Genomic DNA, 22,735 nt, shown 5'->3' with positions numbered 1-22,735 from the left:
TCAGGAGAACTCTGTGACCACCAGGCCACACTCGTCGTTCAAAATCGTCTTCATTCTTGGCCTGCTGGCCATGCTGATGCCGCTGTCTATCGATATGTACCTGCCCGCGCTGCCGGTCATTTCCGCGCAGTTTGGCGTTCCGGCGGGCAGCGCGCAGATGACGCTCAGCACCTATATTCTCGGCTTTGCCCTCGGCCAGCTGTTTTATGGCCCGATGGCCGACAGCCTTGGACGCAAGCCGGTCATTCTGGGCGGGACGCTGGTGTTTGCGGCCGCTGCGGTTGCCTGCGCGCTGGCGCAGACTATCGATCATCTGATTGTCATGCGTTTCTTCCATGGTCTGGCGGCGGCAGCGGCAAGCGTGGTGATTAACGCCCTGATGCGCGATATCTACCCCAAAGAAGAGTTCTCCCGCATGATGTCGTTTGTCATGCTGGTGACGACGATTGCGCCGCTGGTGGCCCCAATGGCCGGTGGTGCGGTGCTGGTGTGGTTCAGCTGGCATGTGATTTTCTGGATCCTGGCCCTGGCCGCGCTGCTGGCCTCCGCGATGATCTTCTTCTTTATTGATGAAACGCTTCCCGTCGAGCGCCGCCAGAAGTTTCACATCCGTACCACCATCGGCAACTTTGCCTCGCTGTTTCGCCACAAGCGCGTGCTCAGCTATATGCTGGCGAGCGGGTTCAGCTTCGCCGGAATGTTCTCCTTCCTGAGCGCCGGGCCGTTTGTCTATATCGAGCTGAACCACGTTTCGCCGCAGCACTTCGGCTATTACTTTGCGCTTAACATCGTCTTCCTGTTCATCATGACCATCATCAACAGCCGCTTTGTCCGGCGGGTGGGGGCGCTGAACATGTTCCGCGCCGGGCTGTGGATCCAGTTTGTGATGGCGATCTGGCTGGTGGTGAGCGCGTTTCTGGGCGTGGGCTTCTGGGCGCTGGTGGTCGGCGTGGCGGCCTTTGTTGGCTGCGTGTCGATGGTGTCGTCTAATGCGATGGCGGTGATCCTGGATGAGTTTCCGCACATGGCTGGAACCGCATCATCTCTGGCAGGGACGTTCCGCTTCGGCATCGGCGCTATCGTCGGAGCGATGCTTTCGATGGCCACCTTTACGACGGCATGGCCCATGCTGTGGGCGATGGCTTTTTGCGCAACCAGCTCGATACTCTTCTATCTTTACGCCAGTCGACCGCGAAAAGCGGTCCACTAAAACACAGAGAAGGCCCGGAAGGGCCTTTTTTGTTGATGCATATCAACCAAACCCCCGTTCGTTTATTCCGTGTTTGTTTATTTTATGTAAAATCTATTTGTGTAAAAAGTCACATCATTGTATTCAAAAAGGTTGAGTTAGATCGCAGAAACGGGTACATATAGCGCCGACGCGAGCCTGAATACCGATAAAAAAGTGCTGAATAGTGCAGGCTGGCGATGATGTGTTACTATAAATGTAAATAAATTGTGAAGTAAATTTTGCTTCCGGGGAACGAACGTGAATACATTACAACTTTCTATTGTCCATCGCTTGCCCCAGAGCTATCGCTGGTCGGCGGGTTTTGCTGGTTCGAAAGTTGAACCGATTCCGCAAAACGTCGCGGGCTGTGAAAATTGCCTGGTGGCGCTCAAGCTGCTGAGCCCGAGCGACGAAAATGCCTGGCGGGTGATGGAGCGTCTCAGTCAGGCCCTGACGGATATCGAAGTGGACAGCTCCGTGCTGGAGTGCGAAGGTGAGCCGTGCCTGTTTGTGAAAAGCCAGGACGAGTTTGCTGCTACCTGCCGCCTGAAAAATTTTGGCGTTGCTATTGCAGAGCCTTTCTCCGGCCAGTATCCATTCTGAGCGCTAGTCTGACGACAACAGCTGGCGCGTGTAGCGCTGCGTTGGCGCGCTAAATACGCGCTGGCAATCACCCTGCTCGACCACCTCTCCCTGACGCAACACAATCACCTGATGGCATAGCGCCCGCACCACCTGTAAATCATGGCTGATAAAGATATAGGCCAGCCGGTGCTTTTCCTGTAACCCTTTCAGCAGCGCCAGGATCTGCGCCTGTACGGTCCTGTCCAGCGATGACGTCGGTTCATCCAGAATAATCAGCTCCGGTTTCAGGATCAGCGCGCGGGCAATGGCGATACGCTGGCGCTGCCCACCGGAAAATTCCGCAGGGTAGCGGTGGCGCGTCTCGGGATCTAGACCCACTTCGGTCATGACCCGCATGACCTCCTGCTCGCGTTGCTGCGCGCTCAGGCCGGGCTGATGGACGCGCAGACCCTCTTCGATAATCTGTAACACGCTGAGCCGTGGGTTAAGCGAGGAGTTGGGATCCTGAAACACCACCTGCATGCGGGGACGCACGGGCAGCATCTGGCGGCGGTTCCAGCGGTGCAGCGGCATATCGTCAAAGAGGATTTCCCCCTGCGAGGCGATTAAGCGCAGCAGCGCCAGACCGGTGGTGCTTTTACCCGAGCCGGATTCGCCCACCAGACCCAGGGATTCACCCGGGCGCAGCGAGAAGCGGAGGTTTTTCAGCACCGGGTTGCGATCGACAATGCGGCGCAGAATACCTTTGCGGATCGGGAACGAGACGGACAGATCCTCAACGCGCAGCAGCGGCGTGCTGTCCGCATCGAGAGGAACCGGGTCGCCGGAGGGTTCGCTGTCGAGCAGGCGCTGCGTATAGGGGTGCTGCGGTGCGCTCAGCAGCGCGGACGCCGTATTCTGTTCAACACAGCGTCCGTTCTGCATCACCGCGACGCTGTCGGCCAGCTTTCTCACAATGCTCAGGTTGTGCGTGATAAACAGCAGGCTCATGTTCAGCTCGTCACGCAGATCCCGCAGCAGCGTCAGTATTTGCGCCTGTACCGTCACGTCCAGAGCCGTTGTGGGCTCGTCGGCAATCAACAGTTCGGGGCGCGTCAGCAGGGCCATGGCGATCATCACGCGCTGGCGTTCGCCGCCGGAGAGCTGATGCGGAAAATCATTCAGCCGTTTGGGCGCATTGCGTATGCCTGTGCGTTCAAGACAATCCAGAATTTCTCCCCGCGCGGCCTCTTTGCGCATCCCTCGGTGCAGGGAGAGCACTTCATAAAGCTGTTTTTCGAGGCTGTGCAGAGGGTTAAGTGAAACCATCGGCTCCTGGAAGATCATCGCGATTTTGTTGCCGCGAATGCCGCGCAGGGTATGTTCGTCGGCATGCAGCAGCGAACGGCCGTGAAAAAGAATGTCCCCTTGCGGATAGCTCACCGGCGGAGAAGGCAGCAGCCGCAGGATGGAGAGCGCCGAAACGCTCTTGCCTGAACCCGACTCACCCACCAGGGCCAGCGTTTCCCCGGGCTGGATCTGCAGCGATAAATCGTTGACCACGGTGTGCGTCTCACCCTGCTTTGAAAAAGCAATCGACAGGTTATCAATACTCAGAAGAGGCTGGGTCATCTTATACCGCCTTGTTCGGATCAAAGGCATCGCGCACGGCTTCGCCAATAAAAATCAGCAGCGACAGCAGCACGGCCACGGAAAGAAAGGCGGCGATGCCTAACCACGGCGCCTGGAGGTTGTTCTTACCCTGCAGCAGCAGTTCGCCAAGCGACGGGGAACCCAGCGGTAGCCCGAAACCGAGAAAATCCAGCGAGGTGAGGGTGGTGATGGAGCTGCACAGAATAAACGGCAGGAAGGTGAGCGTTGCCACCACGGCGTTGGGCAGCATATGGCGGAAGATGATACTCCGGTCGCTAACGCCAAGCGCCTGCGCCGCGCGGATATAGTCGAAATTGCGGGTGCGCAGAAACTCCGCCCGCACCACGCCGACCAGCGCCATCCAGCCGAACAGGACGGTGATGCCTAATAGCCACCAGAAGTTGGGCTGTACGACGCTGGAAAGCAGGATGATCAGAAACAGCGTTGGCATACCAGACCAGACTTCGATGATACGCTGGCCCCACAGGTCAATTTTCCCGCCGTAGTAACCCTGAACGGCGCCCGCCACAACGCCCATCACGCTGGAGAAGAGCGTCAGCATCAGCCCAAAGAGAAGCGATATTCGCGTGCCGTACAGGATGCGTGCCAGCACGTCGCCGCCGTTAGCATCCGTTCCCAGCCAGTTTTGCGCGGAGGGCGGGGAAGGGAAGGGGGTCGTGGTAGCGAAGTTTATACTGTTTGCGCCAAAGCGCACCGGCGCCCAGAGCGCCCAGCCGTGCTGCTCAATCTGCTGGCGAAGCCACGGATCCTGATATTCCGCCGGTGTCGCAAACGGGCCGCCAAAGTCGCTTTCGCTGTAATTGGCGATGACCGGCACGTACCAGCGATCGTTAAAATGCACCAGCAGCGGCTTGTCGTTGGCGATCAGCTCTGAACACATGCTCAAGGCAAACAGCACGGCAAAAATCCACAGCGACCAGTAGCCGCGGCGGTTGTGGCGAAAACGGGCCCAGCGGGCCTGATTGACGGGGCTTAAACGCGGCATCAGCGGCCCTCAAAATCGATTCGGGGATCGACCAGCGTATAGCTGATATCACTGATGATATTCAGCAGCAGGCCAATCAGGGTGAAAATATAGAGTGTGCCAAACATCACCGGATAATCGCGCGATACGGTAGCCTCATAGCCCAGCAGCCCCAGACCGTTGAGCGAGAACATGACCTCTATCAGCAGCGAGCCGGTAAAAAACATGCCGATGAACGTGGCCGGAAACCCGGCGATTACCAGCAGCATGGCGTTGCGGAACACGTGTTTCCACATGATCTGCTTCTCGCTCACGCCCTTGGCGCGGGCAGTAACAACGTACTGCTTACGAATTTCATCGAGAAAGGCGTTTTTGGTCAACATGGTCAGGGCCGCAAACCCGCCGATGACCGTGGCCAGAACCGGCAGTGTGATATGCCAGAGGTAGTCGGTGATTTTCTGATACCACGGCAGGGAACTGAAATCGGCGGAGACCAGCCCCCGCAGCGGGAAGAGGTCAAAATAACTTCCCCCGGCAAAAAAGACGATCAGCAGGACGGCAAACAGAAACGCCGGGATGGCATAGCCGATGATAATGAACGTGCTGCTCCAGATATCGAAGCGGCTACCGTTATACACCGCTTTGCGGATCCCAAGCGGTATAGAGACCAGATAAATAATCAGCGTTCCCCACAGCCCCAGCGTGATCGAAACCGGCAGGCTTTGCTTGATCAGCGTTAACACTGACGCACTGCGAAACAGGCTATCGCCAAAATCAAAGCGGATGTAATCCCAGAGCATTTTGAAATAGCGCTCGTGAATCGGTTTGTCAAAGCCGTAGCGGTGGGTGATCTCGGCGATCACTTCCGGATCCAGCCCGCGTCCGCCGCGATAATGGCTTTCACTGATATTCCCTACGCCGGTTCGCGCATGGCTTGCGCCCATGCCTTCACCGCCGCCGCCGGGCATGCCGCCGCTGTTGCCAAATTCAATGGCGGCAATCGCCTGATCGACCGGGCCGCCGGGAGCAATTTGCACGATAAAAAAGTTAATCGTGATGATGGCCCACAGGGTGGGGATGACCAGCAGAAGACGACGGATAAGATAGGCACCCATGATGATTCCTTATCGCCGCTCAGCGGGAAGTCTGGCGGCTTTGTTAACGTCATACCACCAGGTATCAAAGCCCAGGGAGTAGACAGGGCGCACGGCAGGCACGGAGAACTTATCCCAGCGCGCAAGGCGATCTTCGCCCATATACCACATCGGCAGCATGTAGTAGTTCCAGGTTAAGACCCTGTCGAGGGCGCGCCCGAGCGGCAGGAGCTTTTCTTTATCCCCCTGCGCCGCCACGATTTTCGCAATCAGCGCGTCAATCGCCGGGCTTTTTACCCCCGGCGCATTGTACGAGGAGTCGATGTAGCTGGAGGCCCAGGAGATTTGCAGGTCCGAGCTGGGCCATGGTTGGGCGGGCCACAGGCGCTGCATCATGTCGTAATCACGGCTGCGCATACGGCTGGTGATCTGCGCGTTATCCACCTGGCGAATGTTCATGGTCACGCCCAGCCGCTCAAGATTGTGCTTAAACGGCAGCACCCACTGGTCGTTGCCCCCGGACGAGAGCAGCAGCTCAAAGCTGAGAGGCTTTCCCGTTTTGGCATCAACACGTTTTTGATTCTTCAGATGCCAGCCCGCGTCATCCAGCAGCTTGCTGGCTTTGAGCAGATTGTCGCGGTCGTAGCCGTCACCGTTTGAAGCAGGCGGCTGAAACACCGTTGTAAACACCTCTGGCGGTACCTCTGCTTTAAGGGGGGCCAGCAGAATCAACTCGTCGGCTTTCGGGTAATCGCGCGCGGCATATTCCGTGTTCTGGAAATAGCTGTTGGCGCGGCTGTAAGCCCCGTAAAACAGCGCTTTGTTCATCCACTCAAAATCAAAGGCCAGGGAGATGGCTTCCCGCACCCGGCGGTCATTAAATACCGGACGCTGAATATTAAACGCCAGCCATCGCGTGTCTTGCGCAGACTCATTTTTATGCTCGTCTTTGACGATATAGCCTTTGGCGAAATTTTTGCCGATATAGCGGGTCGCCCAGTTTTTGGCGCTGCTCTCGACCCGCAAATCGAAGGCCCCCGCTTTGAACGCTTCAAACGCCACGTTATCGTCAAGGTAGTAATCATAGCGAAGGGTGTCGAAGTTCCAGCGTCCGCGGTTTACCGGCAGATTGGCTGCCCAGTAGTCTTTGACGCGGGAATAGACGACATATTGCCCCATGCGCCAGTCGGTGATGCGGTAGGGGCCGCCAGCCAGAGGAGGCGTGGAAAGCGGGTCGCTCAGCTTGTGGTTTTTCCAGAACGATTCCGGCATCACCGGCAGCGAGAACAGGCTGAGCATGTTCTCTTTATTTGGTTCGCTCAGCTCGATGCGCACGGTAAGCGGCGCAATGGCTCTGACCGACGCGCCTTTATACACGATGCGGAACTGGGGAACGCCTTCGGTCATAAATTTATGAAAGGTGAACGCAACGTCGCTGGCCTTAACCGGCGTACCGTCATGAAAACGAGCTCGAGGGTTAAGGGAGATCTCCGCCCAGGCGAAGTTATCGGCGTAACGCACGTTCTCGGCAATAAGCGGATAGTAGCTGCCGGGCTCGTCATCAGAGGTGACAAAGAGCGTATCGTAAAGCGATTCCGTCCGCGCGGCCGCCACGCCGCGCAGGGCGAAGCGGTTGAAGTTGTCGAAGGTTCCCGTGGCGGAAAGCGTGACCTTTCCGCCCTTCGGCGCGGCAGGGTTGACGTAATCGAAGTGCGTAAAATTGACCGCGTATTTCGGCTCGCCAATCACCGCGAAGGCGATATTTTCTTTGATGGCTTGCGCCTGGCTGGACAGGCTCGTGAATGCCAACATCAGCAACATAAAGCGCATAAGCATCTCGCGGCAGCTCCCTCTTTACAGACCGGCTCGGTTAAGCTGAATAATAAGTGACGTCACGGGCAATGTGAAATTAATCACCCTCGGCCGAAATATCAGGCCGCCATTCGCGGAACTGCGCCAGCGGCATCGGGCGGCTAATCCAGTATCCCTGCAGGAAATTAACGCCGTGTTCGCGCAGCCAGGCGGCCTGTTCCGGTGTCTCTACCCCTTCGGCGACGGTCGACATATTCAGTCGTCTTGCCAGCGTCAGAACGGCATCCAGCACCGGCGACGTTACCGTCTCAGTCCCTATCGCATTAACAAATCCGCGGTCTATCTTGAGGTAGTCCATGGTGAAATGCTCAAGGTAAATCAGCGCGCTGTGGCCGGTACCAAAATCATCAATGGCGATTTCAAACCCTTCGTTATGCAGCCATTCGAAGAGGCTGTTGGCTTCCCGATGGTTAAGCATATCGCGCTCGGTAATTTCCAGCACGATCTGGAAGTAATCTGGCGGCAGTAACGCTTTGAAGGTGCGCATATCGTCCTTGAAGCTTTCCGCATGCAGATGCCCCGGCGCGATGTTGATGCCCACCTTTGCGCCCGGAGGTAACAGCGTTTGTAACACGGGAGCATCGTGAATGATAAGGTCAAAAAGATGCAGCGTCAGCGGGACAATGAGCTTCTGCGCTTCGGCAAAATTGATAAACGCGTCGGGCGGAATTTCCCCCATTGTCGGGTGTTTCCAGCGCATCAGTACTTCCAGCCCGGTCATCTGGAGCGATTTAGCATCGACGACGGGCTGATAGACTACATAAAACTGGCCGCGCTTAATCGCGCTTAAAATCTCTTTACCCGGGTTGAGGCGAATGCTGAGGATATAGTAGTTGAGCGAGCCGGCACAAATGCCGCATACCAGCCCGAAGAACAGGGCGTAAAGAATTTCATCGCTGGTCCAGGCGTCCGCATACAGATTTATGGTCAGGGGAACGTCTTTCAGCGTTGCGGTACGGGCCGGCGTTTCATGAAGATCGTGCGCGTTGACCAGCATGCTGGACCGCGTTGACAGCGCATGATCGCCAATGATGATGGCGATGCCGGCAAATTCGTCCTGGCGAGCCGTGTAGAGCAGGTAAGGCGTCAGGTTGAGATTCACTGAGGTAAATACGCCGCCGTCCTTCACTAGCGGGTTACGGTACCAGATGGCAATGGCGGGCTTGTTGGGCAACATCGGAGTGCCGGGAAGCAACGCCATATCAATCTGTTTGTCGATGTGCAGCTCAGGTATCAGCTCCTCCATCGGGGAATTCATCGGACCCGTAGCAGAAGAGCAGAACGCCATTTTGTCTCTGACCAGCAGGAATGCGCGAACGTTAACGCTAAAGGCAGCGCGCGAGGTGAGTTCCTGATTTACGTCGTGGCAATTGTTTAACGTGAGCGGCTGGAGCACATCGATAGAATTTTTTAACTCATCGAAATAGCTCTCCATATAGATGCTCACATCGTGGATCAGGGTGTCGAATTTGACTTCCCGCTTGTGGTAGCTCCAGAAAAATTGCAACGAACCCAGGAGCAGGGCGGCGATCAGGCCTGTGATGATGCTGAGGATCAGTATCTTGCGATTGCTGGAGAAATAGCGGGTGAACATAGACGTCGTAATTCCTGAAATGCCGCTGGATGTATTCAGTGTAACGGGCAAAAAAAAACACTGCCGAAGCAGTGCTTTTTTTCATCATATCGCCAGCCAAGGGATAACCAACGATACGATAGTCATATTAACTGCGGGTCAGTACGCGGCGTGCTTCGTTGTAGCGCTTCTTCCAGTACGGTTCATTCATGCTGGAAATGGTGACACCGCTGCTGGTGGAGGCATGTACGAACTGGTCATTACCAATGTAGATGCCAACATGGCGACCTGTAGAACCGGCACGGAACAGGACTAGATCACCGGTGCGCAGTTTGGTACGTGAAATCGACTTGCCCATCTCCTGCTGTTCATAGGTTGAACGCGGAAGATCTAACCCAAATTGCTCGCGGAATGTACGCTGTACAAAACCGGAACAATCAATACCTGTTTTTGTGCTGCCGCCAAGACGATAACGCACGCCTTTCCAGTCAGCATACTGGTCCATAATGCGGGACTTCACGTCCAGATTACGTACCATATTTTCAAATTCATCCTGAGAGGCTTGCAGTGACGAGGAATCTTCCATTCCCACAACACGCGTCTCAGGATGCATATTCTTTGCGGTGTTCGATGTACTACATGCAGACAACAGTACCGCGACTGCTATCGCCGGGATTCCCCGTAAGATATATCTCAGAAACGGTTGAGATTTGACCATTTTGTTTATTTTCCCTTGAAGTCCTTAACGACAAATATCGTTATAAAAATGCCAAACGTGACGAGACTAATTATCTGTTCACATTGAGACAATTCTTTCTGGTCACATTTGTGGTACAGCGCACAAAATTATTCGCCAGCGAAATAATTATCTCTATGGGGCAAAACGAGTTCGAGATTAACCGATTGCCTGGGGTATTGCGAGAAAAAAAAGCCTTTTTTTTATAAGAAAATGTGATACAGAAAGTAAAAATCCGTAATTGCTTAAAATGCGGACAGATCCGAGGCTTTATCGCGCAATTGCTTCATTTTTATCATGAATGTGATGACAAGAATATGACGCTGGGAAAAGATCGTGGCGGAAAGGCTATCGGGGATCATGTCGATCCCTGATAGCTCACGTTAATTTAGGTTAGTTATTTGTTTAATTGTTGTTGCGCTCTGCCGGGAAGATAGCGATCGAACAGCGCTATTATCCTGTCGCTCAGTGGGGTCATCAAACACCACGGCAGCGCAATCAGCGCAACGGAGAGCGAACCGACGGCAATATCGGTGAACCAGTGAGCGCCAATCATTACGCGCGGGAAGGCAAAAACCACAAAAATAATCAGGGCTATGGCAAACGCTTTTCTGCCGAAATAGCGAAGCATAATTGAGGAAAAAATAAGCAGCATCATGCCGTGATCGCCAGGGAAACTGTCCTTCGACGCATCTTTTGTTGGAATATGCAGCAGCTCGCTGACGCGATAGATATCGGTGAAAAAGAGCGTTGGGCTGGAACGCTTAACCGGAATAATCGCGGTGGCCAGCTGGTTAATGACGACAGCAAACAGCAGCATCACCAGACCGATAATCAGAATACGCCGACGCACGGCTTTGTCCTCTTTCAGCCAGAAAGAGAGCATCAGGCAGCCCATCGCCAGCAGCGAGAAGCCGTCAAAGGCGCGGTTGTTGGTAATTGCCACCAGCCACAGGAACGCGTTGCTCTTCACCAGCTCCTGATTGAAGAAGTGAAAAATGGCAGAATCCAGCGGGAACCAGAAACCATGATCTGCCGGGATATACCAGGAGAAGAAAAGCGCCAGACCGGCGACATTAAGCAGTAATATCAGGGGAAATCGAGTTGTCATAACGTTCTGCATAGAGTGAAAACTGGGGCAACGTTAGCCGCCCGAACTTAAACGAATCCTCAACAGACTGGACTGGAGGGCATTCCAGTCGGCGTTAACCGCACTAATTAACTCTATACGGCTGTCAGGCGGCGCCACGTTTTGCGTTTCAATAAAGAAATCGTCGCCCTGGCGGTTGATCCGCACCAGTCCGTCCGGGGTGCGCATGATCCCTTTCACGCGATCGACGGGCGCAAGACGGGCCCACTCCAGGATCCCGATGGTGTCAAAAACGGTTTCAGCATCAAAAATCCATCCGCAGGCCTGATATCCCTGGCCGCTATTCAGATTACGACGCCAGCGCTGGTGTTCCGGCAGACTCAGGGCTGCCAGACCCTGTTTAACCGGATGACTGTGCGAATGCTCCGCGCTGGCGGGCAGCTCGGTGCGGTTCAGACGAGGCAGGTTAAGCAGGGCGCTATCAATATTCCCCTGGGTGGTCTGCACCCGTGTGCGATTGCCGCCAAAATGTTGCCACCACGCATCCAGCGCAGCCTGGCTTTCAGCCGTGGCGCGATCTGCTTTATTCGCGACAATAACGTCAGCGGAGGCGAGCTGATCGCGGAAGTTCTCATTAGCCACCGCCTTGTCATCCAGAAGCTGACGCGGATCGAGCAGGCACAGGGTGGCGCGCAAATCGATCCACGGCTCGTAAACCGGGGCGGTCAGTAAATCGAGGATTTGCTTAGGGTGACCCAGCCCGGTAGGTTCAATCAGCAGGCGGTCAGGTTTGCCCTGACGCAGCAGGGTATTGAGGCCGACCTGCATAGGCAGGCCATTGACGCAGCACATGCATCCGCCGGGGATCTCTTTAATCATCGCGCCGCTGGATGACAGCAACGCGCCGTCAATGCCCACCTCGCCAAATTCATTGACCAGCACGGCCCACTTCTCGGCCGGATCTTTATTCGCCAGCAGGTGGAGAATTGAGGTGGTTTTACCGCTGCCGAGAAAACCGGTGATGAGGTTGGTTTTGGTCACGTGCGCTCCAGATCAGAATTGTGATGCTATAACACTATTCTCTCTATCCTGGCGAAAAACGTGACCTGTGAGAAGGGGAAGGGCGAACGGAGGCCTCATCCGTTCGCGTTAAGCGCAGTAATCGTTAAATATTTAACGTTTCGATAACAGCCTGACGTGCGCCGTTGCGGATAATGCGCTGGTATGCCTGGCGGACAGTCTCCACAAAGACGCTGTTTTGTGCGAGATCGTGACCAAAGACCTCACTCAGCCCCAGCAGCGCGTTAACGCGGTCGGCGTCGCTGCTGGCGTTGACGATGGCGCGGATTTTATCGCTGAGGGGATCGCGAACGTCAATCGCATTGCCACGGTCGTCGATACCGCTGACGTAGCGTATCCAGCCGGCCACGCCCAGAGCCAGCAGCGGCCACGGCGTATTTCGCTCAAGATGAACGCGGGTCCCGTCAAGCATTCTCTGGGGCAGCTTCTGGCTACCGTCCATCGCGATTTGCCAGGTCCGATGCTGGAGGGCCGGGTTGGCAAAGCGTTCAATTAGGCTATCGGCGTAGGCGGTGAAATCGACATCCTTAATCCGTAACGTGGGGGCCTGCTCGTTCAGCATCAGCCGACGGGCGGCTTCACGGAACGCCGCGTCCTCCATGCATTCATTAATATGCGCGTAGCCCGCGAGGTACCCCAGATACGCCAGGAAAGAGTGGCTGCCGTTGAGCATGCGTAATTTCATCTGCTCCCACGGCAGAACATCCTGCACCATCTGGACACCCGCCACTTCCCACTCGGGACGGCCTGCGACAAAATTATCTTCCACCACCCACTGAATAAACGGTTCGCAGCTGATGGCGCACGGATCTTCAACGCCGAGCGCGTCGGTGATTTCCGCAAGCGATGCTTCCGTCGCGGCGGGAACAATTCTGTCAACCATCGTTCCCGGGAAGCTCACGTGGCTATCAATCCATTCAGACAGCGCCGCGGAACGCTTTTGCGCCATGCCCAGCACCGCGTTTTTGACCACGTGCCCGTTATCCGGGATGTTGTCGCAGGAGAGCACGGTAAACGCAGGCAAACCGCGCTCGCGGCGGCGGTGGAGCGCTTCGACCAGGATCCCTGGGGCAGAATGTGGCTCTGAGGGGTTTTCAAGGTCGTGGACGATCCGGGGGTTATTCAGATCGAGTTTTCCGGTCGCGGGATCGATGCAATAGCCTTTTTCCGTGATGGTGAGCGATACAATCGCGACCTGAGGCTCGCAAAATTTCTCAATAATGGCGGGCAGGGAGTCCAGCTTTGCGTTCAGGCACTCATGGACGGCGCCGACGATAATCGCCTCATTTCCTTCAGCCCCTTTCTCCAGCACGGTGAACAGATGCTCCTGCGCGCGCAGCTGGCTCATCAGCGCGTCGCCGCTGAACAGGCTAATCTCACAAATCCCCCAGTCGCCGCCTTTTTCATTCAGCACCCTATTTGTTAACAAGGCCTGGTGCGCACGGTGAAACGCGCCAAAGCCAAAGTGAACGATGCGGGAGCGTAATGACTGGCGATCGTAGCGAGGTTGCTGAACCCCGGCAGGAAGGACGGTAGAGGCAATTGTCTTCATGAGATACACACCTGATTAACCATTAATTAACAATGCCAGTGTAAAGTTATATGACAGCAAATAAAATTGGTGAGCCGTAAATATCCCCGTTATGTGAGTTTGATCAATCAATGTGTGGCGGTGTATTGACCCTTTACGGCAAACATGTATGGTAGTCGTCATTGCAGTAACGCATATTGGTATAACAACTTAAGAGGGTGAGGCAATGGAACAAACCTGGCGTTGGTACGGGCCGAACGATCCGGTTTCTCTTGATGATGTGCGTCAGGCTGGCGCAACGGGTGTCGTCACGGCGCTGCATCATATTCCTAACGGTCAGGTCTGGCCGGTAGAGGAAATACAGACGCGTCAGGCGCTGCTGGCGGAGAAGGGATTAACCTGGTCTGTGGTGGAAAGCATTCCTGTTCATGAAGATATCAAAACCCATTCCGGGGAGTATCAGACCTGGATTGCTAACTATCAGCAGAGCATTCGTAACCTCGCGGCCTGCGGTATTGATACGGTTTGCTATAACTTCATGCCCATCCTCGACTGGACGCGAACCGACCTCGAATATCAGATGCCGGACGGCTCAAAAGCGCTGCGTTTCGATCAGATTGCCTTTGCAGCGTTCGAGTTGCACATCCTGAAACGGCCTGGCGCTGAAGCGGATTACAGCGTGGAAGAGCAGCAGCAGGCACTCGAATGGATCAATGCAGCCAGCGACGCGGACATCGAAAAGCTGACCCGTAATATTATTGCGGGCCTGCCGGGTGCCGAAGAGGGGTATACGCTGGATCAGTTCCGCGCCCGCCTGGCGGAATACGGCAATATTGATAAGCACCAGCTGCGTGAAAACATGGCGTATTTCCTGCGCGCTATCGTGCCGGTTGCGGAAGAGGTCGGGGTTCGCCTGGCCGTGCACCCGGACGATCCACCGCGTCCCATTCTCGGCCTGCCGCGCATTGTTTCCACAATTGAAGATATGCAGTGGCTGAAAGAGACGGTCGACAGCATCTATAACGGCTTCACCATGTGTACCGGCTCCTACGGCGTGCGGGCAGATAACGATCTGGTGCGGATGATTGAAACCTTCGGCGACCGCATTCATTTTACGCATCTGCGCGCGACCTGCCGTGAAGAGAACCCAAAAACCTTCCACGAGGCGGCTCACCTGGGCGGCGATGTGAATATGGTGGCGGTGGTAGACGCCGTTCTGGCCGAAGAGGCGCGTCGCAAGCAGATTGGCGATGTGCGTCCTATTCCGTTCCGTCCAGACCACGGCCACCAGATGCTGGACGATCTGCGTAAGAAAACCAACCCAGGCTATTCTGCGATTGGCCGTCTTAAAGGGATGGCGGAAGTGCGTGGCGTTGAGCTGGCGCTGAAGATGACGAAGTATCCGGAGCTTCTGTAAGCTCTGTTGCCCGGTGGCGCTACGCTTACCGGGCCTACAAAAAAACCGGCCTGAGAGCCGGTTTTTTTGTTTTGTAGGTCGGGTAAGGCGAAGCCGCCATCCGACAAACGCCGCAATCAGTCAGCGCGACCCATATAGCGTTTTTCTTCGATATGGATGCGGATCTTCTCGCCAGCGGAGAGGTATTCCGGCACCTGCACCACCAGGCCGGTCGTCAGGGTAGCCGGTTTGTTGCGGGCACTGGCGGATGCGCCTTTGATGCCGGGTGCCGTTTCAACGATTTCCAGATCGACGGTCTGAGGCAGTTCCAGCGCCAGCAGCACGCCATCCCAGGTCAGAACCTGCATGTCAGGCATACCGCCTTCAGGAATGAACAGCAGCTCTTCTTCAATCTGATCTTTGGTGAAGATGTACGGGGTGTAATCTTCTTTGTCCATGAACACGTATTCGTTGCCGTCGATGTAGGAGAAATCAACATAGCGACGGGTCAGGGTCACGGTATCGACAATATCGTCACCTTTGAAGCGTTCTTCCACTTTGAGGCCGGTACGCACATCGGCGAAACGCATTTTATACAGCGTTGCTGCACCACGGGCGCTTGGTGCCTGAATGTCGATATCTTTCACAATCAGCAGTTTGCCGTTGTAATTCAGCACCATACCTTTCTTAATTTCGTTCGCTCTTGGCATTGCAGTAATCCTGTTTACGGGAGGTAAAAAATATCGCGCCAAATTACTCGCGCGCGGCCTTTCAGGCAAGTGGAATTCGTGGCTTTTGCTATCAATACGCAAAAGGTGTTACTGTGCGCGCGATGCCCGACTACGCGGGCCATCGTCAGCGAAAGAGAGCATTTATGGATTGCCGTCCCGATTGTGGCGCGTGCTGTACTGCACCGTCCATTTCAAGCCCCATTCCTGGAATGCCCGAGGGCAAGCCTAACAGTCAATTATTCTCAGTATAAAAAATGACATAGCTAAGCAGAAATGACTTTTTTGCTAAGTGTTTCAATTGAATGTGAAAAGCTTTCTCCATAGCCAGTTTTAGACAGTTGTAATAACTCATTTAGTCCAGAATGACTTGTAAACGAAAGGTTTTCATAAAGACATATAGGAAGTTCTGAATTGTCTTTAAATCTTCTGTCTGGGCCTCCAGACTTGTTCACATACTTCCATGTCCTGCCAACGACTATGGCATCTCCAGGTACACCTTCGCTCTCAATGAATCGACTATCACCTACATTAACGAATAGCTGGTTATAACCAACAGCGCCTACACCTTCACGGTCATAAACCAGTACTCTATCTGGAAAAAAATGCAATGTTTGGCGACCGACATTGATAGCAATCGTCTCAATATTTGTTTTAACAAAGGGAGGCTTTGATTTGCTGATTGAGGTGACTTTTCTGCGTAGTAAGTTACCAGCTCCGGCATGATACTTGGGGTCATAAACGGCTCCAGAAGCTTCTATATGCCATACTTTTGAGCAGCTTGCGAGCTTGGCTCCACTATCATGAAGTTGCTGGTAACATGCCATCATTTGATCATCAAAGTCATAAAAAAGAACAGTAGTCTTTCTTAGCTGATCGTACATGTAAGCAAAAACAGAGATTGCTACCCCTACGATAAAGCCTATAGCGAGGCACCACTCAGGCCATGTCTGTGAAAAACCGTAAAGTAACAGCGCAATCGAAAGGCACATGACCAAGGGCCATATTTGTGACTTCTTATGTTTGTTGTTCAACTCTTCAAGCAGTTCTCGGGAACTTGAATCAACGATTTCCGAGATATGGGATGACTCGATTTCCTCGAGAGGTGCATGTGTAGTGTCATGTTCTATTGGGGATTCATTAGGTACACGTTGGACCTTTTTACCGTTCTCTGGGATCATGCTTGGTGAAAGCGAAGCACGATAATAGACTCCGCCAGCACCAACATGGATGTAATTTCCTCTTGGACCAGTACCGAATCTCAGCCCTTTTATGCCAATAGATGCGCCGACTCCAGATTTGGATAGGTTGAATCTTATCGGTCCAACGCGAATGCTTTTCCTAACGTAAATGCCCATAGTAACTCCATGTAATAGGTAGCATGAGAATGTGAGTCAACGAAAATCCTAACAAATTCTACATCAGAAAATGATGAGGCTAGATGCCTTAAAGACAGCACTGCGTATTTTTATATTTTTCAATTGGTTAGTAAGCATTTCCCATTTTGATTTAGTTGCCTCTAAACAGTGACCTGTCTGTGGAAGTGTCTTTCTGTTATTGTTGACGATTGAGCTAAATTTTGAACAGAAGGCTAAATGGACTGTCGTAGCGATTGTGGGGCTTGTTGTATTGCTCCTTCCATCTCATCTCCAATCCCAGGGATGCCACAGGGAAAGCCAGCAAATGTAAGATGTGTACAGTTATCGGAAGATAATCTATGCAACATCTTTGGGTCAATCCACCGCCCCACGGTGTGTAGCAGTCTGCGCCCTTCACTCGATATGTGCCATAAAAATCGCGAAGAGGCTATGGCTTACTTGATCCATCTTGAAAAACTAACCTCACCATAAAATCGTTGCCATAAATAATTTTGTGGTGTATAGTGAAAGAAATTTACTGTGGAAACTTTTCAGAGTTTCTATTTATCTACTAACACCGCATTTATGCCAGTAGCTGTTGGGCTTGGTCCTCCCCAAGAGTCTCTCCCTCATACTGGTTATTATTAATATCTGCTATGTGGTGTTAGTTGTATGTCCATAGATCTGCCTTTCCCTGCTGTTCAAAAAATAACCAATCATCGTGATGATGGTCGTTACTCACTTATCCATAGCTCTGAATATGTACTTGATGGGCTTGTATACCGTTTGAACTATGATTCGATGAAGAAGGGTTATCATCCGATCAGAAAAGAAATCATTGATGCGTTCATTAAGCAGATCCATGCAATGCAATCGCACTACAGCAAGGTTTTTGCTTTCCGGTTCGATTTGTCAGTACCGGAGGGAATGCCTGTTTCGGAAAGTAATGGATTAGTGAGTGATCTTTTTGAACGATTGAGAGGGCGCTTTAAAAAGAAGGCGTGGAATGGACAACCAATAAAAAAATTTGCTTACGGTTGGGTTCGAGAAAAGGAAAGGGCTATGCAGGTTCATTACCACTGCTGGATAGCATTACCTCATTTCCAAGTTCAAACCGCTGGCTTTGGTAACACAGGCATGATTGGGTTGATAAGTGAGCTTTGGAATGAATTGACAGACGATACCAGCCGTGTGCATTTAGCTGAGAATGGCCGATACTCTATCGTAAGGGGTCATCATGATTCCCTTGCTGATTTTGTTGAGCGTATTTCGTACCTTGCGAAAAACAGCGGTAAATTTTCATCTGGAGAAGGGCACAGGATCTTTTCAACATCCAAGCTCAGAATGAAAGCGGGAAATTAACAAAGACAGTCAAATCTTTCCTGTATCGCTTTAAGAGCCGTTTTTATGGGATGTGAATACATTTTATTGGTTTTCACCTAAAAGTTCTCCGTAGTGGTATTCAAGGCTTTTTTGAGGGGGTATGGAGCTCTCTTGGTATAGATTCGGTAACAAACTAATTACGCGCTCTAGAATCTGCTACAAAGATAGATGAAACCCGGAAAATTGCTTTATGAGAGAAATATTTCCGGGTTTACATGTATTTATAGATTAAGTGTGTGAGTGCCTTTAGGATAATAAGGGCCAACACAATATGAAGTGTCGTTTAACTCTGGAGATATCATGGATGTTGTAAATATTAACTGATACTCATCATGTAAATTTTGGCATTCATTAATTATAACGTGTTGGAAATTATGGCTTCGTGCATCAACCATTCCTTTATCTTCAATATTATCCATAATAATGAAATTAGGTAGGCGTGACTCTGGATCGTCAACGCAGTGGAGGAAGATAGCAAGCCGAATACTGTTTTTGAAAATAACCATTGAACTGGCGGAAAATTTACTCATGCCGTCCAAATACATTCTGTCTCGAGCAAAGTCAATAATAACATCGCCAGGGTTATCGAATGCAGGCTCGTTGCCACCATCTGATATTAACAGTCTTTTGGTTATTTGCTCTATATCGGAGTATACAGCCACTTGTCTTTCTGCTTGAAGTTTGTCTAATGAAGCAAGTTTATCTTTAATTTCCAAAATTCTTTTTTGGGCTTGTTGCTTCTCCAGTAAGAGAGCATTTATTTTAGAAATGCCACCTCTGTTTTCTTCAAGAGAAAGAATGGCTCCCTCAATAAATCCGATGCTTTTCCCAATTTCAATAATCAAGCTTTCTTTTTCGGATGGAATCAATGAGAAAGTCTTAAGGCTACGAGATAGCTCATTTATTTTTAAGCTTGTCTTTTCTAGATTAACATTAAGGTCTCTGATCTCACTTTCAAGACTTGCAATAACTTGACTGCTTTCTTTTATTTGAAAGTTCAGGTTGTTGAGTTGTTTGACATAAGCATCATCAGACGAGTTTTTGCTATTTTTACTTTTGCATAATCCACAGCTTTCTAAATCGGTGCTTATCTCAATATGATTTAAACATGAGGGGCAATATTTGAATTCAATACTACCAAGTGAATTATTAACGGACTTAGAATGTAATAGTGCATCTTTCCTTGATTCTAGTGAAATTAAGAAAAGTTTCGTGTCGCTCATTTCTTTTGATAAAGAAATAATTTCTTCCTGTATTTTGAATCGGAAAGATATCAACTCAAGATTTTCATTTTGTAATTTTGCTAAAACGGATTTGTCTTCGCTGCTATCATCCGTGTTTCCACCAGAAAGCAACGTTTGCATCTCTTCATTAAGTTTATCAAGTTCAAGTGAGTATTTTTCAATGCGCTGATTTAATGAATGTTCACTTACTTTTACATCATTTCCGCCAATTATCTTAAATATTGAATTTGCTTCTGAATTGAATTTTTCGAAACGTTTTGTTTCTGATAACAGTTCTTGTCTTAAGTTGTGAGCTTCTAAGTCATCAATGCCAAGAAGGTATTCACCAATAGCTCTTCTTAAGTTAGGATTATCAAAGTTCTTCTCTTCTTTTAAAAGCTTGGTTGTTGCTGATAATTGGTCAACGTACATCAATCGCATTATCTGATGGAGAGTTAAATTTCGGTCATCATCAGTTTTATGTCTTGGAAGACTCAAAAGCTCAAAAAGCTGCTGAGAAAAGCTATGTAATGTATCACTTCTGCGATAAGGATAACCTGTCCAGTGAGCATTGAGTTTGATGGATGAGTCAATAGTACCTTCATGCAAGTACATCTTTGACAGTCCGTTTTCAACAATATCTCTTTTTAATGTGACCCTAATTCCGTTGAGTGAAACTTGAGCAAATACTTTATCACAATATGATTGATGTTGAGTCCAGTCAGTTATAACTGAACCTAAAGCATAAGACAATAAATCTACAATCGTTGATTTGCCCGTCCCATTCCAACCTCTTATTATATTAACGCCTTTGTGGAATTCTTGGTCATACACAAAAATGCCGTTCCTGGATACAGCGAATCTTTCAACAATCAAATGAGGCTTAATCATTTGTATCTACCTCGTCATATCTATATTCCATAAGACCTGTTCTTTTTTTTAGTCCGTTGGAGCCGTAAAATTCAATTTGCTGGAACCCTTTGGATATTAGGGCAAACCATTCACTCTTCCTGTAAGAAACTTCGCTCAAAGAATGTTTTAAATCTTCAGGTAAAACAGTTTTAGTCCTTTTTATCTTTCCATTTGTATAACTTTCCATATCAATTAAATTCTTGGACAAAAGATGATGGAACGCGATAGATTGAATTCGTCTTAGTTCAATGAAAATCCGATTAGGATTCTGAATGTTCTCGTAAGGTTCACTTATCTTTTGTATTGCTTTTTTATAACGTCTTAATTCATTCGGAAATGGTTTTATGAGTTTTAAAAGACTAGGGAAAAGTACATAAAAGTCCATTAGCCTGAATAGTTCAATATCAATTTCACAGTCATTTTGCTCTTCTAATAAAAGCAACGATCTATAGACGCAATGGCTGGTATCGAATATTGGGTGATATATTAACATTTAATCCCCCACGATACATGACATAAGCCAGTCAAAAAATAAAGCATTCCTGATACCAACTCAGTAGTAATCAAGCTATCGTAACGAACAATAGCTTTATGCACTGGTTGAATTATTTCAATATTAACTAGTCTATCGATTTCTACTTTACTTTGACCACTCATTATTGCTGGATAAATACACTGATGCCAGCTCGAACAAATGGCGGAAAGAATCTGAATGTATACTGTTTGTTCAACCAGAGACATTTGATCTTTAGCAACTCTCCGAGCAAATTTATTTTTTAGCCTAGTTGCTCTTTCCACTAAGTCAGATCTGTCACCGCGTAAAAGTTTACCTTCCAGTCCAATGATCTCTCTTCCTGGATAATCATCTAGATACTCTGCTAAATCTTCCATTATGGATATTAATTCGTCATGGCCTAAACAGGACTTTTTAACCTGATCAATGGTCGATTCTAAACTCGACAGTGTATAAAAATTGTTGTCGCCGTCATGCGATGCGCCGTCTTGATATTTAACTTGAGATATAGTCATGAGAAATTGTTATCTCCCTCATGTCTTGCATTATCTTTATATTCAACGGTCTGGATTTTCACATGGGGAGGTGTTGATGACGGCAGCTCTGCCTTGGTCTCATTATTAGTAGCATCTAGAGGACGGGTGTCATCATTTTCAACTGTAGGATTGGTTTTTGCTGTTTTTAATGTAGAATAAATGAAGAATATAGCCAAGAGAACAAGAATGATTAGGATTAAAATGAAGAACCTATTAATTCCTAAAAAATCTGTTATTTTTTCGTCGAAGATTTTATCAATAACAAAATAAAAAACGTAAAGTACGAGCCCGGGAAGACCAACTTTTTTTATTGATTTACTCCAAAAATCGCTCATAAATTTCCCTATACTATAGTTAGCACATTGAAAGTATTGACAATTTACCATTAACTAAGTCTAAAATCCATAAAAAATCAATCAAGATATGCTATAGGTTATTTTATGTTTTTCAATGGGTTATCGAATGAAAGATAGATAGAATACTAAATAGGAATCGATCTGATAGTCTTAGACTTTGCTCATCGCCCAAGCAGCATTGTCAATGCTTACTATAGTAATGGACAGACAGAGCAATGATGGTAAACGTGCCCAAAGCTACGCAGTACTATCCCGATCATTACGTCGTACATCGTGCTAATCCTACAACACTCGCAGGTCCGATATTCTGGCTTTCTTACCTAGCAAAAGAACGCAGGAAGTTGCAAACAGGGAAGGGAACGCGCTTATACTCAACATCAAAGTTGAGTCGTAAAGCACTGGATTCGTAAATATCGCATAGGAAGCCCGTAGAGCGTTTTTCTTTGCAAGGTATCAAATCGTATCAGCCATATCATAAAAATCGCTTACAGCCTCGCTCAGAGCGTTTTAAGGCATGATTTGTAACTGGTTAACTTTATGCTTCGGTCAGATGCATGATAGTTCAACTATAGTTGCTATGCTGATAGATTCATACATCACTTCAAAATTCCTCGCGAAGCGAGGGACACGAACGAAGTGAGTGTCTGTGTACGATGTACTGTTTATAATATTTATATTTTATATATAGAGAAAACAGTACATTTCCGTATGTTTTTTAACCAGCATTAACTATCCGTCTTCGCTTCGCTTGACGGAACTCGCTTCGCTCGCCATTCAGGATATAACTTCAGCGTTTGAAACGATTTTCGCAACCCTTAGAACGTTTTGTTCAATGTTCATTGTCCGGTCAGAATCGAAGATAAAATATTTGATTTGGCCTGACACAGCTTTGGCACAGATCCTCTCCCATTTTGACACTT

Annotated in this window: 20 protein-coding genes and 1 pseudogene; 6 read left to right on the top strand and 15 right to left on the bottom strand. The window is 50.0% G+C overall.

The annotated features are described in order from the left end of the window. Nucleotides 1–13: 13 nt before the first annotated feature. Complete coding sequence (locus AB3N39_RS14255) at nucleotides 14–1,210, top strand: Bcr/CflA family multidrug efflux MFS transporter (RefSeq protein ID WP_367896825.1); 1,197 nt, start codon at nucleotides 14–16, stop codon at nucleotides 1,208–1,210. 279 nt (nucleotides 1,211–1,489) lie between these two features. Beyond that, on the top strand, nucleotides 1,490–1,834 hold the full coding sequence (locus tag AB3N39_RS14250; RefSeq protein ID WP_008500952.1) for a YejG family protein: 345 nt from the start codon (nucleotides 1,490–1,492) through the stop codon (nucleotides 1,832–1,834). A 3-nt stretch (nucleotides 1,835–1,837) separates the two neighbouring features. Here AB3N39_RS14250 and yejF read toward each other — a convergent pair whose 3' ends face one another. The 9 genes from yejF to AB3N39_RS14205 form a co-directional block, all read right to left on the bottom strand. Beyond that, a complete protein-coding gene (gene yejF, locus AB3N39_RS14245; protein ID WP_367896824.1) occupies nucleotides 1,838–3,427 on the bottom strand; it encodes a microcin C ABC transporter ATP-binding protein YejF in 1,590 nt (529 codons plus the stop codon). Between the two features lies 1 nt (nucleotide 3,428). Then, on the bottom strand, nucleotides 3,429–4,454 hold the full coding sequence (locus AB3N39_RS14240; protein ID WP_136195442.1) for an ABC transporter permease: 1,026 nt from the start codon (nucleotides 4,452–4,454) through the stop codon (nucleotides 3,429–3,431). Further along, nucleotides 4,454–5,548, bottom strand: a complete 1,095-nt coding sequence (locus AB3N39_RS14235) for a microcin C ABC transporter permease YejB (protein WP_029740961.1) — start codon at nucleotides 5,546–5,548, stop codon at nucleotides 4,454–4,456. The genes AB3N39_RS14240 and AB3N39_RS14235 overlap by 1 nt, the downstream gene beginning before the upstream one ends. A 9-nt stretch (nucleotides 5,549–5,557) precedes the next feature. After that, nucleotides 5,558–7,363: an extracellular solute-binding protein gene (locus tag AB3N39_RS14230; RefSeq protein ID WP_136195441.1), complete on the bottom strand. Its 1,806-nt coding sequence runs from the start codon at nucleotides 7,361–7,363 to the stop codon at nucleotides 5,558–5,560. 73 nt (nucleotides 7,364–7,436) lie between these two features. Beyond that, complete coding sequence (locus AB3N39_RS14225; protein ID WP_111965304.1) at nucleotides 7,437–8,993, bottom strand: cyclic di-GMP phosphodiesterase; 1,557 nt, start codon at nucleotides 8,991–8,993, stop codon at nucleotides 7,437–7,439. A 127-nt stretch (nucleotides 8,994–9,120) separates the two neighbouring features. Continuing rightward, nucleotides 9,121–9,690 carry a bifunctional murein DD-endopeptidase/murein LD-carboxypeptidase gene (gene mepS / locus AB3N39_RS14220; RefSeq protein WP_008500946.1) on the bottom strand — a complete coding sequence of 190 codons (570 nt, stop codon included), beginning with the start codon at nucleotides 9,688–9,690 and terminating at the stop codon, nucleotides 9,121–9,123. A gap of 415 nt (nucleotides 9,691–10,105) precedes the next feature. Continuing rightward, nucleotides 10,106–10,819, bottom strand: coding sequence for a phosphatase PAP2 family protein (locus tag AB3N39_RS14215; RefSeq protein WP_367896823.1), 714 nt, complete (start codon nucleotides 10,817–10,819; stop codon nucleotides 10,106–10,108). Between the two features lie 33 nt (nucleotides 10,820–10,852). Next, nucleotides 10,853–11,839: a GTP-binding protein gene (locus tag AB3N39_RS14210; RefSeq protein ID WP_143345333.1), complete on the bottom strand. Its 987-nt coding sequence runs from the start codon at nucleotides 11,837–11,839 to the stop codon at nucleotides 10,853–10,855. 124 nt (nucleotides 11,840–11,963) lie between these two features. Next, the gene (locus AB3N39_RS14205; RefSeq protein WP_252093256.1) at nucleotides 11,964–13,430 is read right to left on the bottom strand and encodes a mannitol dehydrogenase family protein; all 1,467 of its coding nucleotides are present in this window, start codon (nucleotides 13,428–13,430) and stop codon (nucleotides 11,964–11,966) included. 205 nt (nucleotides 13,431–13,635) lie between these two features. Here AB3N39_RS14205 and uxuA point away from each other — a divergent pair, with 205 nt between their 5' ends. After that, nucleotides 13,636–14,826: a mannonate dehydratase gene (gene uxuA, locus AB3N39_RS14200; RefSeq protein WP_367896822.1), complete on the top strand. Its 1,191-nt coding sequence runs from the start codon at nucleotides 13,636–13,638 to the stop codon at nucleotides 14,824–14,826. A gap of 116 nt (nucleotides 14,827–14,942) precedes the next feature. On the opposite strand, the gene yeiP is transcribed toward uxuA, so the two are convergent. Continuing rightward, complete coding sequence (yeiP, locus tag AB3N39_RS14195; protein ID WP_008500940.1) at nucleotides 14,943–15,515, bottom strand: elongation factor P-like protein YeiP; 573 nt, start codon at nucleotides 15,513–15,515, stop codon at nucleotides 14,943–14,945. 164 nt (nucleotides 15,516–15,679) lie between these two features. Between yeiP and AB3N39_RS14190 the strand changes: the two are divergent. Then, nucleotides 15,680–15,763: pseudogene (locus AB3N39_RS14190) on the top strand (YkgJ family cysteine cluster protein); the annotation flags it as partial. A 36-nt stretch (nucleotides 15,764–15,799) separates the two neighbouring features. Here AB3N39_RS14190 and AB3N39_RS14185 read toward each other — a convergent pair. Beyond that, nucleotides 15,800–16,891, bottom strand: a complete 1,092-nt coding sequence (locus tag AB3N39_RS14185; protein ID WP_367896821.1) for a DUF4236 domain-containing protein — start codon at nucleotides 16,889–16,891, stop codon at nucleotides 15,800–15,802. A gap of 237 nt (nucleotides 16,892–17,128) precedes the next feature. Between AB3N39_RS14185 and AB3N39_RS14180 the strand changes: the two genes are divergently transcribed. Further along, nucleotides 17,129–17,383, top strand: a complete 255-nt coding sequence (locus AB3N39_RS14180; protein ID WP_071841176.1) for a YkgJ family cysteine cluster protein — start codon at nucleotides 17,129–17,131, stop codon at nucleotides 17,381–17,383. A 180-nt stretch (nucleotides 17,384–17,563) separates the two neighbouring features. Then, a complete protein-coding gene (locus tag AB3N39_RS14175) occupies nucleotides 17,564–18,253 on the top strand; it encodes an inovirus-type Gp2 protein (protein ID WP_048224167.1) in 690 nt (229 codons plus the stop codon). A 242-nt stretch (nucleotides 18,254–18,495) separates the two neighbouring features. Here the strand turns inward: AB3N39_RS14175 and AB3N39_RS14170 are convergent, their stop codons facing one another. From AB3N39_RS14170 to AB3N39_RS14155, 4 genes are read right to left on the bottom strand one after another with little or no spacing between them, the layout of a single operon-like run. Then, nucleotides 18,496–20,388: an ATP-binding protein gene (locus tag AB3N39_RS14170; protein ID WP_095441355.1), complete on the bottom strand. Its 1,893-nt coding sequence runs from the start codon at nucleotides 20,386–20,388 to the stop codon at nucleotides 18,496–18,498. Next, the gene (locus tag AB3N39_RS14165) at nucleotides 20,381–20,902 is read right to left on the bottom strand and encodes an ABC-three component system middle component 5 (protein ID WP_048224162.1); all 522 of its coding nucleotides are present in this window, start codon (nucleotides 20,900–20,902) and stop codon (nucleotides 20,381–20,383) included. The genes AB3N39_RS14170 and AB3N39_RS14165 overlap by 8 nt, the downstream gene beginning before the upstream one ends. Then, entirely contained in the window at nucleotides 20,896–21,438 is a 543-nt protein-coding gene (locus AB3N39_RS14160) for an ABC-three component system protein (protein WP_072061320.1), read from the bottom strand. The genes AB3N39_RS14165 and AB3N39_RS14160 overlap by 7 nt, the downstream gene beginning before the upstream one ends. Continuing rightward, nucleotides 21,435–21,794 carry a hypothetical protein gene (locus tag AB3N39_RS14155; protein ID WP_095441356.1) on the bottom strand — a complete coding sequence of 120 codons (360 nt, stop codon included), beginning with the start codon at nucleotides 21,792–21,794 and terminating at the stop codon, nucleotides 21,435–21,437. The genes AB3N39_RS14160 and AB3N39_RS14155 overlap by 4 nt, the downstream gene beginning before the upstream one ends. Nucleotides 21,795–22,735 lie beyond the last annotated feature (941 nt).

It is taken from the genome of Enterobacter vonholyi (genome assembly GCF_040834095.1).
GTDB classification, from domain to species: domain Bacteria; phylum Pseudomonadota; class Gammaproteobacteria; order Enterobacterales; family Enterobacteriaceae; genus Enterobacter; species Enterobacter vonholyi.
Note: the sequence above shows the minus strand (reverse complement) of the source record. Positions and strands in the feature narration are given on the sequence as shown.

Excerpts from the sequence above, each read along its gene's own strand:
- yejF (WP_367896824.1), bottom strand. The coding sequence starts at position 3,427 with ATGACCCAGCCTCTTCTGAGTATTGATAACCTGTCGATTGCTTTTTCA.
- AB3N39_RS14240 (WP_136195442.1), bottom strand. The coding sequence starts at position 4,454 with ATGCCGCGTTTAAGCCCCGTCAATCAGGCCCGCTGGGCCCGTTTTCGC.
- AB3N39_RS14235 (WP_029740961.1), bottom strand. The coding sequence starts at position 5,548 with ATGGGTGCCTATCTTATCCGTCGTCTTCTGCTGGTCATCCCCACCCTG.
- AB3N39_RS14230 (WP_136195441.1), bottom strand. The coding sequence starts at position 7,363 with ATGCTTATGCGCTTTATGTTGCTGATGTTGGCATTCACGAGCCTGTCC.
- AB3N39_RS14225 (WP_111965304.1), bottom strand. The coding sequence starts at position 8,993 with ATGTTCACCCGCTATTTCTCCAGCAATCGCAAGATACTGATCCTCAGC.
- mepS (WP_008500946.1), bottom strand. The coding sequence starts at position 9,690 with ATGGTCAAATCTCAACCGTTTCTGAGATATATCTTACGGGGAATCCCG.
- AB3N39_RS14215 (WP_367896823.1), bottom strand. The coding sequence starts at position 10,819 with ATGACAACTCGATTTCCCCTGATATTACTGCTTAATGTCGCCGGTCTG.
- AB3N39_RS14205 (WP_252093256.1), bottom strand. The coding sequence starts at position 13,430 with ATGAAGACAATTGCCTCTACCGTCCTTCCTGCCGGGGTTCAGCAACCT.
- uxuA (WP_367896822.1), top strand. The coding sequence starts at position 13,636 with ATGGAACAAACCTGGCGTTGGTACGGGCCGAACGATCCGGTTTCTCTT.
- yeiP (WP_008500940.1), bottom strand. The coding sequence starts at position 15,515 with ATGCCAAGAGCGAACGAAATTAAGAAAGGTATGGTGCTGAATTACAAC.
- AB3N39_RS14185 (WP_367896821.1), bottom strand. The coding sequence starts at position 16,891 with ATGGGCATTTACGTTAGGAAAAGCATTCGCGTTGGACCGATAAGATTC.
- AB3N39_RS14180 (WP_071841176.1), top strand. The coding sequence starts at position 17,129 with ATGGACTGTCGTAGCGATTGTGGGGCTTGTTGTATTGCTCCTTCCATC.
- AB3N39_RS14175 (WP_048224167.1), top strand. The coding sequence starts at position 17,564 with ATGTCCATAGATCTGCCTTTCCCTGCTGTTCAAAAAATAACCAATCAT.
- AB3N39_RS14170 (WP_095441355.1), bottom strand. The coding sequence starts at position 20,388 with ATGATTAAGCCTCATTTGATTGTTGAAAGATTCGCTGTATCCAGGAAC.
- AB3N39_RS14165 (WP_048224162.1), bottom strand. The coding sequence starts at position 20,902 with ATGTTAATATATCACCCAATATTCGATACCAGCCATTGCGTCTATAGA.
- AB3N39_RS14160 (WP_072061320.1), bottom strand. The coding sequence starts at position 21,438 with ATGACTATATCTCAAGTTAAATATCAAGACGGCGCATCGCATGACGGC.
- AB3N39_RS14155 (WP_095441356.1), bottom strand. The coding sequence starts at position 21,794 with ATGAGCGATTTTTGGAGTAAATCAATAAAAAAAGTTGGTCTTCCCGGG.